Here is a 12,588-nt window from a genome sequence, read left to right as displayed (position 1 = left end):
TTAATCCACAGTTGTCATCGAACGATTGCGAAGATAAGCCAAATCTTTTAATAACTGTCCGCTATCACCACCGTTATTAAGATTAATCCCCAAAGCCGCTAAATCCGCATCTACCATTAATTTTACCAGTCCCTCGAACGTCACCGACGGCTGCCAACCTAATTTCTCTCTGGCTTTTGTAGAATCTCCTATCAATAAATCCACTTCCGCTGGACGCAAATAACGTTGATCAAACTCCACATAATCCTGCCAATTTAAATTAACGTATTGGAAAGAAATATCGAGAAACTCCCGGATAGAATAGGTTTCATTGGTCGCCACTACATAATCATCCGGTTCTTGCTGTTGTAACATTAACCACATCGCCCGCACATAATCCTTAGCATAACCCCAATCCCTTTTAGAATCGAGATTTCCTAGATAGAGTTTTTTCTGTTGTCCGGCAATAATTCGGGCCAAGGCGCGGGTAATTTTGCGCGTGACAAAAGTTTCTCCCCGACGGGGGGATTCATGGTTAAATAAAATGCCGTTACAGGCAAATAAGTCGTAGGATTCCCGATAGTTGATTGTTTGCCAGTGACCGTAAACTTTGGCGCAAGCGTAGGGACTGCGAGGATAAAATGGCGTGGTTTCTTTTTGGGGAACTTCCATGACTTTCCCGAACATTTCCGAGGAACCTGCTTGATAGAAACGCACTTCGATGCCGGTTCTTTTTTGGTAATCCCGAATTGCTTCTAGTAATCTTAAAACTCCCACCCCCACAGCATCAACGGTGTATTCTGGAGCATCAAAACTAACTCGCACATGGGATTGGGCCCCTAAATTATACACTTCTACCGGTTGCACTTGTTCGAGGATACGCCGCAGGGTTGTCCCATCGGTGAGGTCGCCATAATGAAGAAATAATTTAGTATCGGGCTGGTGGGGGTCAGTGTAGATATGATCAATGCGATCGGTGTTAAAAGTTGAAGTACGACGGATGATACCGTGGACTTCATAGCCTTTTTCTAATAATAATTCGCTTAGATAGGAACCATCTTGACCGGTGATGCCGGTAATTAGGGCGCGTTTAGCTTCAGTCATCAGTAATTTACCTAATCGGAAAGAATAAAGACCATATAAAGAGTCTGACTGCTTATAGCACACTTTAGTCACTGGGGACAAGTTTGGCTAGGTTGACAGGGGACAAAAAGATGAATTGATTTTTTATCCAGGCTGCATAGATTCTAAATGGTTCTGACAATTTTCTCGGAATTTTCTGACTTGAAATTCCTTGACTTTGGTTAATTGATAATTATCCTTTCCCATGGCCAAGTAAAATTTCGCTTCGGTGTCATCAAGTAAATTTTGGGGTACAGCTTTCCACTGTTCTTTCGTTTGCCAATGGACAACGATAATTAATTGTTCCTCAATGGCGGGATTAATCCAAATTTCCTTACCTAAAAAACCAGGTTGTTTTGCTAAAAACTTTGTCCAAATTTCTTGATCTTTTTGGATAAATTTTTCCCTAGCTTCGGGTTTAACTTGAAATTCTAACCACTCGATGACCATAGTAATTATCTCCTATTTTTTGGTTTTGATCAAGAATTCTTCTGTGAGTTTCATAAAAGCTTTAGAACCACTAGAAGAGGGCATGGCTGCCACCGCAGGCACGAACATATCCACAGCTTTAGCTACATTAACATCCATAGGAATCGCATTAGCAAAAATTTGATGGGCTTGAAAATCCTGTTGTACCCGGCGCATGACTTGATTATAGTAGCGACTGAGTAAACCACCACCGGAAAGAATAAAAACTATACCGAGTAAACCGGGGTTAATAGGGTCAGTTTCTTGATGACTAGCTTTCAGTTTAACTATTCTTCTTTCTAATAGCTGAATGCCAACAATTGATAAAGGTTCGGGACGGGCGGGTAGTAAATAAAAATGACTGCTACATAGACCACTACGAGTTAAAAGATTATAGCCCGGAGCGCAATCCATGATAATATAATCATAACGGTCTTGAATGGGGTCAATGATTTTTTGAATTAGGATTCTTTCTAGGTTGTTCCAAGCATGATCAAAGCCTAAGTCTTCCTGTAAAATTGCTTGATGGTGCAGGGTTTCTGAGACGACATATTCATCATAAAGCTCGATGTCTCCCGGCAGTAGATCTAAGCCTTGAATTTCACAGACTGAGGGTACAATAATATCATCAATAGTTAATTTATTGTAGGGATTGGGTTTGATAATTGCTTCTAATAAATAGCTTAAAGTGCGTTTTTTGCGACGCAGTTGAGCAAATTCATGGGGGGACATTAAACTAAGAGTCGCACTGATTTGAGCATCTAAATCGAGGACAAGGACTCGTTTTTGCTGAAATTTAGCTAAACAGGTGGCAAGATTGACGGTAAGGGTAGTTTTTCCTACTCCTCCTTTCATATTAACGGTGCTGATGACAGTGGCCATTATGGGAATTCCTTTCTAGTTAACCGATGGAATATCTCGACGTAAAACTTGCCCATTGGGAGCCATAATCAGAGGAGGTAAACTGGTAATATCGATCGCTTCTTGGGTTTTCATGTCGTAGGTAGTGTAAACTGTCTCCTGTTGATGGGGATTAATATCGACAATTGTTAGGGTTTTTCTGGGTGCTTGTTCACTCTTCAATAACCGTCGCGGTCCACTGCCTAAAGCTCCTGCGTGTAATAATTGTAACTGCCCCCGTTTACCCGGATAGTAAGCGTGAGCATGGCCACTAATATAAGTATGCACCTGATGAGCCTCTAAAAACGCTCTTAATTGCTCGGCATCGGCTAAATAATCCCCCGGTCGATTTCTGCCCACGGCAATACCGTAGAGGGGTAAATGACCGATTACTAGCCGCATTTTAGCATTTTTAGCGTCGCTACTACTCAAGTTTTTTGCCGCCCAATTTAGTTGTTTCCGAGAGATTAAATGAGTGGAGGCATCCCAAACTAGATAGAATATACCATTTTGAGTGAAAGTATAATAAAAAGGAAAGCCAGTTTTATCGATAAAATTTAAACTTGTATTATGTTGGGGGTTTTGCCAATAATCTTGGGCTAGTTTTCTCTCCTTAGCATAGATAAATTTTCCTGCGGATAAAGCTCCAGAAGCGTCATGATTACCGATGGTAAAACCAAAGGGTATTTTAGCAGCTCGCAGGGGCGCGGCGATATGGTGATCAAAGGCCGACCACATAGCGTTAATTGCTGCCTCTGTCAAGCTGCTTTTTTGTCCTGCCACCATGTCGCCACCACAGAGAACCAGATCGGGTTTATGATTGATAATTAAAGGGATAGCTCGATCGATTTCGGGATCGTAAGTAGTGGAACCGTATTGACTATTAAGGTCACTAATCACGATTATCTTGACTTTTTTCGCCTTTTGTGCTTGTTTAACAGCCGACTCAGGGGGATTTTTGGAAGTAACAGGCTGTAAAATCTGATGAGCGCAAGCTGCCAAGCTAAAACCGCCTAAACTGCCACTAATAAGCAAAAATTTACGGCGTTGCATAGAATATCAATCTCGTCTTTAATTGAGGTCATGTCAGTTAGTGTAGCAATTTTTGTCCCTTCGATCGCTTTTTTGTTGTAACCCTAAGGAGATAACTTGACAATTCTCTTAACTTCTTTTGCACCTTGGTTATGCCATCACCAGAGTAATTCCTCCGATGATTTGTTAGTATCTATTCAAGATAATTGTCCAAAAAATCTTTTATTTTTGCGTCAACTTCCCGTTAATACTCATCGAGCCAGTGAACGAGTTATCAAAGCTATTCAAGACAAAAAAACCGATTTAGTTATTTGTTGTGGCATGGCGGAAAGTCGTTATCGTTTAAGTTTAGAATCTCAGGCTAAGAGTAGTACAAAAAAGTTATTGACACCAATTCCCTTGCCAGATTTAATTAAAAACCTTAACTATAGTTATATCAGCGATAATGCCGGTCAGTTTGTCTGCGAAGAATTATATTTTCAAGTCTTAAAATATCATCCAAGGGCTTTATTCGTTCATGTCCCGCTTTTAACTGATAAAAATTTTGCTATTATTCAAAGGGATTTTCAGAAAATTATCACCCTTAGTCGTTAGCTCATATAATTCGAGAGTAAGTTTCAAGGGAAAAAGGAAAAAGGATATACTGGTATTTTGCCATAATTGCCCTCCTCGACTTGAGAGCGCACCTAAGTCTAATAAATCTCATTGCCACGTCGAGCAAATTCTTCTTTGCTGTACTGGGGTGATCCCACTATCATTGGCTTGACCCAGTTGCAACTTTTGCCCCTATATTTTAAACTAAACATTGGGAATCTTCACTAACATTCCTCAACGACGCGATTAGTTAATTGTCGATTGGCTAAAGCTTGATCGCCTAGGTAGGGTAGGGGACTACAAATATTGAGAAAGCTAGTTTTAATAATCGGTTCTAAAGTGATATTTTTCTGACGGGTTAATTCCTGTAATAAATCATGATATTCTTGATAAATATGAGCAATTTCTTGCCAAACTCCCCAGCGCAAAAGTATTAACAAAATCAGATAATTACTGTATAACTTTAGGGTTGGGGTTAGACAAATTTCTCGGAATTGATAGGCAGTTATCAAAGAATTATCAAAGTCTTCTGCTAAAATATAGAGGTTAACCAATTGTTCCAAAAGACTCAGATCATTTGGTCTTAATTGCAGACAAAGTTTAATAATTTCCACTCCAAAAGTGGGACTTTGTTGCTCGTTGGTGACTCGTGCTGCTATCTGAAAAGCTTGCGGGATAAAACTATCGGCTAATTCCTCCAGGTAGGGTAAACTTGCTTGAGCTAAATCTAAAGTTAATTCATGGGGATATAAAAGACTTTTGAGAACTACATTTAAAAGCAATTCTCGATCGGGATTAGATCTGAGATTGTCTTGAATAGGATAATTAAGTAGTTCTTCTGGATCGAATATTTCTAAATCTAAAGCTAAGTCGAATAAAGCTAATAAATTATTAATTGACTTGGGAACAATTTCCTGTAGATGATAGCGAAAATATTCTACAGCTGCCAGATCACCTTTTCTTTGTTGTCGTCGCGCTTCTGTATCTAAAACTGCTTCTAATTCTGCTTGCTATTGCTTGACTTTTTCTGGATTACCTCCTCTTAAAACATTTTGCCACATTACCTGCGCTTCTGCTTCTAAATTTTGCAAAAGATAGGCAACTCCCAAGTACCAATAGTCAGAAATATTTTCGGGATTGTTATCGATTAGTTCCTCGTAGATTGCCGCAACTTGAGGATAATCTTCGGCAATTAAAGCTTGATAAGCGTCAGGATGCCACATAAATCAGTTATCAGTTTTTTGAGATAATATTTTCAGAAAATCTTGATGTTCTTGACTGGCTAAACCTTGCTGTAAAACAGTCAAAACCTGTCCCAAGTTACCCGCTAATAAAGCATTAACATCTAACCAAAGACCGGGGAAAACCTGCGAGTAAATTATCCCTCGACTATCGGGTTCAAGTTTAATATATTCTCCAGCATTTAATCGGAACCAATCTAATTGACGTTCATAAACTCGCCAAACAAGATATTCTTGCACTTGATTACGACGATAAACTCGCCATTTATTGTGGAGATCATAGGAAGCAGTAGAAGCGGCGATTTCTACGATTAATTCCGGCGCACCTTCGATATAATCATCGTCACTAATAGTTGATTGTCCAGCAATTTTAATTCTTAGTAAAGCATCCGGTTGTACCTCATTATCTGCGTCCAGACGCACTGTAGTATTATCCGCAGACATTACCCCAATTGTGGCGGCTTTATAGACCCCTAACCAAGTTAAAATATCAGAATGAGGTTCTCCATGACTCTGCACTCGTACAGGAGAAGACATATAAACTATTCCTTCAATTAATTCGGCTTTTTTTATTTCAGAAAGGTTCTGATAACGGCGCTCAAATTCCTGGCGACTTAGTTGATCACCATTTTCTAAAGGAGGGGTTTTAGGGAGAGAATAAATAGGTTCAGAAGTGATCATTTTATTTGCCCCGAACAACAGTAGATTTATCCTCCCCTAGTCCAGTGAAAAGGTGACAGTTAGGGGGGATAAAGCTCAAAAAGAATTGACTCATAACTGGAAACTGTCAACTTAAAACTTACATCTGATAACTGATAACTGATAACTGATAACTGAAATTAAACCACTTTAGCGATGGCTGCTTCCAGCTTATCCATCGCCTCATCTACTTCTGTTTCCGAGACAATTAAAGGAGGTACAAAACGGAGAACTTTCGGACCTGCGGGAGCAATTAATAAACCCTCTGCCAAGGCTGCATTAACAATAGTAGATGAAACCAACTCACTTTCTGAATTAATTTCCAGACCATTAATTAAACCCCAACCGCGCACATCGACAAATAGATGGGGATATTGAGAAGCAATCACGCGTAAACGGCTGCGTAACTGTTCCCCTCGCTGCTGGACATTTTCGAGAAGATGATCCCGTTCAATGGTTTGTAATACTGTTAAAGCTGAGGCACAAGCGAAAGGATTACCTCCAAAGGTACTCGCATGACTACCCGGTTCAAACACATCACAGAATTTTCTGCACATCATCGCACCGATGGGAATACCACCCGCTAAACCCTTAGCAGAAGTGAAAATATCCGGTTCCACTCCTAAATTCTCATAACCCCAGAGTTTACCGGTTCTTCCGACTCCCACCTGTACCTCATCAAAGACAAGCAAAATGTTATTTTCGTCGCAAATTTGCCGTAAACGTTGGAAATATTCGATATCCCCCGGACGAACTCCCCCTTCACCCTGCAGCGGTTCCAACATAATCGCAGCCACCCGACGATTACCCTCATCGAGATCAGCGATCGCATTTTCCACCGCTTCGATATCATTATAGGGAATATAGGCAAACCCCGGCATCAGGGGTTCAAAGTCTTTTTGGTACTTCGGTTGACCGGTTGCGGTGATGGTAGCTAAAGTGCGGCCGTGAAAACTAGCGTGAGCGGTTAGAATAACCGGCTGTTCGAGGAAATCTAGCACCGTATGGGCATATTTTCGTACTAATTTAATCGCCGCTTCGTTCGCTTCCGCACCAGAATTACAGAAAAAGACTTTATCAGCGCAGGAATGATCGACAATCCATTTAGCTAGTTCTCCTTGTTCGGGAATATAGTATAAATTCGAGACATGATGGAGTTTTTGGATTTGCTGACTAACCACTTCAATTAAAGCAGGGTGCGCGTGACCGAGGGTACAGGTGGCAATTCCCGCGACAAAATCAAGGTATTGTTTCCCGGAAGTATCCCAGAGGAGACAGCCTAACCCTTTTGCGATCGCAATGGGAAAACGACCATAAGTATTCATCACATAGCTGTTAAAACTATCTGGATCGAAGGGTTGATTCGGGTTTAAATTGGGAGTGGGATCAACTAGGGTTGGTTCTAAAAGGGTTTTTGGACTCACTGGGGAACTCCTGCGCGATTAGACATAGGGGAAATTATAATCAAATCCGTCTGAGAAGGACGGGTTATTTAGATTAAAAACTGATTTCATTGTAAGTTACTAGACAGTGTTAGGGGTGAATTTTGCTTGTCTATCAGTGAAGATAAATATCGTCGTCTGCGTCAGGAATTAATCGGGGGAATTTTTGCCCTGGTCGTGGTGTTTTTGCTGGGTACGTTTTGGTATCATCTGATCGAGGGTTGGAGTTTGCTAGATTCGGCCTATATGACGATTAGTACCCTCGCTACCGTCGGTTTTGGCGAAATTAATCCCCTAGGTGAACGGGGACGACTATTCACGATGGTTTTGATTATCATGGGAGTAGTCAGCATCGGTTATATTGTTAATCGCTTGACCGAAGCTTTAATTCAAGGCTATTTTCAAGAGGGACTCAAACAGAGACAGGAGAAACGCTTGATCGATCGACTATCGGAACATTATATCATCTGTGGTTTGGGTCGCACAGGCAGACAGGTAGCGATCGAATTTTACGCAGAAAATATTCCTTTTGTAGTTATTGATACAGACCCCCTACAGGTAAATCGGGCCAAAGAATTAAATTATATTGTTGTTCAAGGAGATGCCACCTTAGATAAATCTTTACAAATGGCAGGAATTGAACGCGCTATTTGTATTGTGGCCGCTTTAACTTCCGATGCGGAGAATTTATATACAGTTTTGTCTGCTAAAACTCTTAATCCGAAAATTCGTGCTATTGCTAGGGCCAGTACCGAGGAAGCAGTACAAAAATTACAACGGGCCGGGGCCGATGCGGTAGTATCTCCCTATATTACCGGCGGCAGAAGATTAGCAGCCGCAGCCCTACGACCGCAGGTGATGGATTTTGTCGATGGTATTTTAACTGGAACCGATCGATCGTTTTATATGGAGGAATTTTTAATCGATCCGAGGACTTGTCCCTGTGTGGGTTTAAGTCTTAGTCAAGCACATTTAAGATCTCGATCGGGGGCGTTAGTTTTGGCAATACGTCGCGCTGATGGTACGCTAATCGGGGGACCCACTGGCGATACGGAATTAATGGCCGGGGATTTATTAATTTGTATGGGAACGGCCGAACAATTACGCAGTTTAACTCAGATTTTAATCCCTATGCGATCGGATGGTTTACGTTTACCGAAGCATTAGTTAAAGAATCGATAAAAAATCGGCTGGTACCATTGCGGGAACAGGGGAAGCGGCAAAATCTCTTAGGTTTCGCGTTATGATTATTTCTAGCTTTTCTGATTCAGCAACGGCACTGGTAACGGCATCTTCAAAATCTTTCATCTGACTTGTCAATGCTTGCCTAATTATTGCATCTGTCACCCTAGCAACTTGCAAATTCTCTAGAAGACTTATCACCAATTTTCTTGAGCTTTCCCTTCCGTTTTGTTTAGACAAAATATAATAAATATTAGTGACGGCATGACCAGAAATATATCCTTGAGTTTTACCTGTCTTAACTGTATTTAATGCTTGTACAGATGCTTGAAAATGTGGTTCACGCTTACACAAAACATCTAGCAATACATCACTATCGAATAGGACTCGTTTCACCGATACTTCTCCACTAAATAATCAATATACGATTCTTTTGGGTCTTCTGATCCTAAATCGACAACCCCCACTAAGTCTCTTGTCCAAGGATCAAGATCGCTTAAATCATCTGTTAGGGAATGAGAGGTATTTTCTGAGGATACATTACTAGGATTAAATCGCTCTTTAATTCTGAAAATTATTAAACTATAATAGGCTCTCAGTTGGGTGACTAAAGATTTGTCAGTATCTTGGAAATATTCGGTTATAGTACGATTAGAAACCGATAGAGCATTTTTAGCTCCCTGGTAAATTTGCTCTAGTTCTGAATCGGCAAACATATCAATAAACACATCTATCGTTTCCGAGAGAAGGAGTGAACCTTCCACCACTCTGATTAAATCGGCTTTTTCTTCACCCGTCTTTCCCTCATTGATCTGAGCAAGGCTGATAAATAATTTAGCATAGGCAGTTACTCTATCGGTAAATTCATTGATAATCTCAATCAAATTTATTGCCGAAACCTCATTCTTATATTGTTCCCATACCTGAAACCATAGTTGATTAATTTGATAAAATATATCGGCTCTTGCTTGATAAGTTTTAGAGTTATCTTTAACTTGCTCAACTAAAATCTTAGTTTCTTGTAGTAAATTATCCAGTATTATCCGATCAGAATCGGTGACAATTTGATCGAGTTTATCTGTAATATCTTGCAGATTTTCTAACAAAAATTGTCCTAAATTTTCCCGTTCGACTGAAGTTTGCAGACTATTCATCGTATTTACCTCTCCTAAGACTGACGATCAAACAGAAATGAGTAGTCAAAATTATCAGCCCTAAACCTCCATTGTAACAATTTTGGGGTCTGAAAGGGTGATTATAGTTACTATAGCCTCTGAGGGAGATAGATTAATTACCGTTCACTCTTAATTCCCCTGACTCGGAGACTACTGACTCCCGACTCCTCAATCTAATACCAATTCTCCAAAGTCTGACTACAGAAGTTTAATCCCCCTAAATCCCCCTTAAAAAGGGGAACTTAAAGGGGGATTTAAATTCGATGTGTAGTTTTCATTTAGAGAAATGGTATAACATCTGTGGGGAATTGAGAAATTGAGGATGAGATGTTAGTACAATCGGGGAATAGTAAAGGAAAAACCCCTATTTACCATGAGTCAAAATCCCAATTCTTCCTCGCGATCACTGCAGCCGCTGCCGGTTCCCTCCATCCCGATACCTCCCTCGGAGTTAATCAAGGGAACCAAACCAGAGATAAATCAAGAAATGAGCCAAAAGGTGGCGATGCAGTCCAAAAAAGTGCCTAATATGCCACAAAATAGTCAAATATCGCCACCACGTTCTCCCCAAAGTCGCGCTTCCAATCAACCCACCTTAGAGTATTTGGTTCGGATTGCCTTTGAGCGGGGTTATTCGGACGTTCACCTCGGGGTTGGAGAACAACCCCGGATGCGGGATCGTGGCGAAATGATTATTCTCGACTATCCTGAAATTGACATCAACACTTTTTATAGTTGGTTACGCGAAATCCTCGGTGAAGAAGAAATCCTTCGCTTTAAAAAAGACCTAGAATTTGACGGTGCGACTCAGTACCAATTCGCTAGAGCGCGGATTAATATCTTTGAAAGTCTGCGCGGTCCGGGGATGGTTTTGCGTCTGATTCCCATGAAAATCCCCACGATGGAACAATTGGGCCTACCGATAGTGTTTCGGGATGTGTGCGATGTGCAGAAGGGATTGATTTTAATCACCGGTCCGACGGGTTCAGGGAAATCCACCACCCTAGCAGCCATGATCGATTACATCAATAAAGAACACGCCAAACATATTATCACCATCGAAGACCCGCTCGAATTTGTCCATAAAAGTCGTCGCAGTTTGATCAAACAACGGGAAGTGGGAATACACACCCATGAGTTCGATAATGCCCTAAAAGCCTGTTTGCGGGAAGACCCAGATATTATTCTGGTGGGGGAGATGCGGGACAAAGCCACCGTTAATACTGCCCTGAAAGCTGCCCAAACCGGTCACTTAGTCCTGGGAACCCTGCACACCAACAGCGCTGTAAAAACCCTTGACCGGATTTTAACTCTTTATAGCGCCGAGGAACGGGAATCGACGCGGGTGGCGATCGCAGAATCCCTAGTTTGTATTATTTCCCAGGGTTTATGTCGTACCACCGACGGTAAACGGACGGCTTTTCACGATATTCTCGTCAACACAGAAACCGTCAAAGATTACATTTGCAGCGGCAAAAATGACGAAATTATCGAATTAATGAGAGACGGCGAATACCACGGCATGATTACCACTAATCAATCTCTGTTTAACCTCTATCAAGAGGGACGGATTAGCGATGAGGTCGCCCTGGAAATGTCCCCGGTTCCCAATGAAATGGCCATGATGCTGCGGGGTAGAATCTAGAAAAACCCTGAAGGAAATCCTTGAGGGATCAAGAGTTTAGTAGGCTAGAAAAATAGAAGCTCCTACTTATTCTCTAGGGGAACCCCTCAAGTGATCACTTCCACGATTGTGTTGCCCGATATTTTTAAAGGCATCGCCCTGTTTACCCCCGGGGGCGATCTAATTTACTGTATCGATCCTGATAAACAAACTCATTGGCATCTGAATCTCTGCGCTGCTCTCCAGTCCGCTTTAGGGTTGCCAGAACCCCCCCATTTTTTAGTTCCTAGTTTTACTGCTACCATCGATCGCTGGCGAGATCCCTACAGTCACCGTATTCATACTAGAGCCGAAGTCTATCCCCTTGTCCGTCGCTATCAGCCTTTATTAAATGCTATTTTCGCCACGGACGATCGAGCTTGGTTTACTGTACCCTGGCAGGAACAATCCTCTAATCCCACTATCTTAGAAACCTATCGTCAGCAGTTTCCCCAACTTTGGCAATCCCACGATCTGATTCTCCGTTATCAGGAGCGCCCCCCAACGACTTCGGGGATTAGTGCTGACTCTGACTATACCAATCCTAGTCCCAAGGGTTATGTTTTGCGGTTATTTGTCTCCGGTAATAATGCCAATACTAAACACACCCTAGAATCGATCCATCAGCTTCTAGAACGAGAATTACACCATCCCTATACCCTGAAAGTGATCGATATCTCTAAGCATCCAGAACAAGCGGAATCTAATCATGTCTCTGCTATTCCCACTTTAGTCCGGGTTTGGCCGCAACCGGTGAAACGCATCATCGGCGAATTTGAGGATTTACCGCGAGTATTACAGATTATCGCCACCGCTTAGGGTTTAAAGACTTCTGACTCGATTCCTCGCCACCATTCGCCCAATTTCATTAAGTCTTGCTGAATATCATCCAATTCTTGGATATATTCCTGTTGGGAAAGACTGGCGCGACGTTCTTGCAGTTTTTTGAGACGCAATTGCACCAACAGCCAAGGCTTGGAAATACCGTTAGTTTCTTCAATATAGCGAGCAATATCTTGACTATCCATAGTTTTTACTGTTATCATCCTATATTTTGTCAAATTAACCCAAGACTCCTTTTTTTAGTTGCA

15 protein-coding genes are annotated in these 12,588 nt (G+C 41.5%); 4 read left to right on the top strand and 11 right to left on the bottom strand.

The window, feature by feature from the left end; all coding sequences use genetic code 11:
* The 4 genes from gmd to ACQY1X_RS12850 all read right to left on the bottom strand — a co-directional run bounded on the left by gmd (window position 1) and on the right by ACQY1X_RS12850 (window position 3,522).
* Window positions 1-1,083: a GDP-mannose 4,6-dehydratase gene (gene gmd / locus ACQY1X_RS12865; protein ID WP_430012880.1), complete on the bottom strand. Its 1,083-nt coding sequence runs from the start codon at window positions 1,081-1,083 to the stop codon at window positions 1-3.
* Between the two features lie 123 nt (window positions 1,084-1,206).
* Complete coding sequence (locus tag ACQY1X_RS12860; protein WP_002732771.1) at window positions 1,207-1,551, bottom strand: TIGR03792 family protein; 345 nt, start codon at window positions 1,549-1,551, stop codon at window positions 1,207-1,209.
* 12 nt (window positions 1,552-1,563) lie between these two features.
* Entirely contained in the window at window positions 1,564-2,451 is an 888-nt protein-coding gene (locus ACQY1X_RS12855) for a ParA family protein (protein ID WP_193956835.1), read from the bottom strand.
* Window positions 2,452-2,466: 15 nt separating this feature from the next.
* Window positions 2,467-3,522: a metallophosphoesterase family protein gene (locus ACQY1X_RS12850; RefSeq protein WP_069475215.1), complete on the bottom strand. Its 1,056-nt coding sequence runs from the start codon at window positions 3,520-3,522 to the stop codon at window positions 2,467-2,469.
* A gap of 96 nt (window positions 3,523-3,618) precedes the next feature.
* Between ACQY1X_RS12850 and ACQY1X_RS12845 the strand changes: the two genes are divergently transcribed.
* Window positions 3,619-4,095 carry a peptidase C15 gene (locus tag ACQY1X_RS12845; RefSeq protein ID WP_430012879.1) on the top strand — a complete coding sequence of 159 codons (477 nt, stop codon included), beginning with the start codon at window positions 3,619-3,621 and terminating at the stop codon, window positions 4,093-4,095.
* Window positions 4,096-4,319: 224 nt separating this feature from the next.
* Here ACQY1X_RS12845 and ACQY1X_RS12840 read toward each other — a convergent pair whose 3' ends face one another.
* The 4 genes from ACQY1X_RS12840 to ACQY1X_RS12825 form a co-directional block, all read right to left on the bottom strand.
* Window positions 4,320-4,877, bottom strand: a complete 558-nt coding sequence (locus ACQY1X_RS12840; protein WP_430012878.1) for a hypothetical protein — start codon at window positions 4,875-4,877, stop codon at window positions 4,320-4,322.
* Window positions 4,878-5,105: 228 nt separating this feature from the next.
* Window positions 5,106-5,318, bottom strand: coding sequence for a hypothetical protein (locus tag ACQY1X_RS12835; protein ID WP_002751022.1), 213 nt, complete (start codon window positions 5,316-5,318; stop codon window positions 5,106-5,108).
* Between the two features lie 3 nt (window positions 5,319-5,321).
* Window positions 5,322-6,017: a Uma2 family endonuclease gene (locus tag ACQY1X_RS12830; RefSeq protein WP_194032837.1), complete on the bottom strand. Its 696-nt coding sequence runs from the start codon at window positions 6,015-6,017 to the stop codon at window positions 5,322-5,324.
* Window positions 6,018-6,175: 158 nt separating this feature from the next.
* Window positions 6,176-7,459 (bottom strand): aspartate aminotransferase family protein, encoded by a 1,284-nt coding sequence (locus ACQY1X_RS12825; protein WP_272103510.1) that lies wholly within the window; start codon window positions 7,457-7,459, stop codon window positions 6,176-6,178.
* A gap of 126 nt (window positions 7,460-7,585) precedes the next feature.
* Here ACQY1X_RS12825 and ACQY1X_RS12820 point away from each other — a divergent pair, with 126 nt between their 5' ends.
* Window positions 7,586-8,644 carry a potassium channel family protein gene (locus ACQY1X_RS12820; protein WP_002744445.1) on the top strand — a complete coding sequence of 353 codons (1,059 nt, stop codon included), beginning with the start codon at window positions 7,586-7,588 and terminating at the stop codon, window positions 8,642-8,644.
* Here ACQY1X_RS12820 and ACQY1X_RS12815 read toward each other — a convergent pair whose 3' ends face one another.
* The gene (locus ACQY1X_RS12815; RefSeq protein WP_150977956.1) at window positions 8,645-9,055 is read right to left on the bottom strand and encodes a PIN domain-containing protein; all 411 of its coding nucleotides are present in this window, start codon (window positions 9,053-9,055) and stop codon (window positions 8,645-8,647) included.
* Window positions 9,052-9,813, bottom strand: coding sequence for a hypothetical protein (locus ACQY1X_RS12810; protein WP_430012877.1), 762 nt, complete (start codon window positions 9,811-9,813; stop codon window positions 9,052-9,054). Before ACQY1X_RS12810 ends, ACQY1X_RS12815 begins: the two co-directional genes overlap by 4 nt.
* 394 nt (window positions 9,814-10,207) lie before the next feature.
* Here ACQY1X_RS12810 and ACQY1X_RS12805 point away from each other — a divergent pair, with 394 nt between their 5' ends.
* Window positions 10,208-11,479 (top strand): type IV pilus twitching motility protein PilT, encoded by a 1,272-nt coding sequence (locus ACQY1X_RS12805; RefSeq protein ID WP_316576979.1) that lies wholly within the window; start codon window positions 10,208-10,210, stop codon window positions 11,477-11,479.
* Between the two features lie 90 nt (window positions 11,480-11,569).
* Complete coding sequence (locus ACQY1X_RS12800) at window positions 11,570-12,316, top strand: circadian clock KaiB family protein (protein WP_430012876.1); 747 nt, start codon at window positions 11,570-11,572, stop codon at window positions 12,314-12,316.
* Here the strand turns inward: ACQY1X_RS12800 and ACQY1X_RS12795 are convergent.
* Complete coding sequence (locus ACQY1X_RS12795) at window positions 12,313-12,525, bottom strand: hypothetical protein (RefSeq protein WP_002751038.1); 213 nt, start codon at window positions 12,523-12,525, stop codon at window positions 12,313-12,315. The genes ACQY1X_RS12800 and ACQY1X_RS12795 overlap by 4 nt on opposite strands.
* Between the last annotated feature and the right edge of the window lie 63 nt (window positions 12,526-12,588).

Origin of the sequence: Microcystis protocystis FBCC-A270, assembly GCF_050500235.1 — a bacterium.
GTDB classification, from domain to species: Bacteria; Cyanobacteriota; Cyanobacteriia; order Cyanobacteriales; family Microcystaceae; genus Microcystis; species Microcystis ichthyoblabe_A.
The sequence above is the reverse complement of the archived record's forward strand: the minus strand, read 5'-3'. Positions and strand labels throughout refer to the sequence as shown.

Coding starts and splice junctions, on each gene's coding strand:
- gmd (WP_430012880.1), bottom strand. CDS start 1,083: ATGACTGAAGCTAAACGCGCCCTAATTACCGGCATCACCGGTCAAGAT.
- ACQY1X_RS12860 (WP_002732771.1), bottom strand. CDS start 1,551: ATGGTCATCGAGTGGTTAGAATTTCAAGTTAAACCCGAAGCTAGGGAA.
- ACQY1X_RS12855 (WP_193956835.1), bottom strand. CDS start 2,451: ATGGCCACTGTCATCAGCACCGTTAATATGAAAGGAGGAGTAGGAAAA.
- ACQY1X_RS12850 (WP_069475215.1), bottom strand. CDS start 3,522: ATGCAACGCCGTAAATTTTTGCTTATTAGTGGCAGTTTAGGCGGTTTT.
- ACQY1X_RS12835 (WP_002751022.1), bottom strand. CDS start 5,318: ATGTGGCATCCTGACGCTTATCAAGCTTTAATTGCCGAAGATTATCCT.
- ACQY1X_RS12830 (WP_194032837.1), bottom strand. CDS start 6,017: ATGATCACTTCTGAACCTATTTATTCTCTCCCTAAAACCCCTCCTTTA.
- ACQY1X_RS12810 (WP_430012877.1), bottom strand. CDS start 9,813: ATGAATAGTCTGCAAACTTCAGTCGAACGGGAAAATTTAGGACAATTT.
- ACQY1X_RS12805 (WP_316576979.1), top strand. CDS start 10,208: ATGAGTCAAAATCCCAATTCTTCCTCGCGATCACTGCAGCCGCTGCCG.
- ACQY1X_RS12795 (WP_002751038.1), bottom strand. CDS start 12,525: ATGGATAGTCAAGATATTGCTCGCTATATTGAAGAAACTAACGGTATT.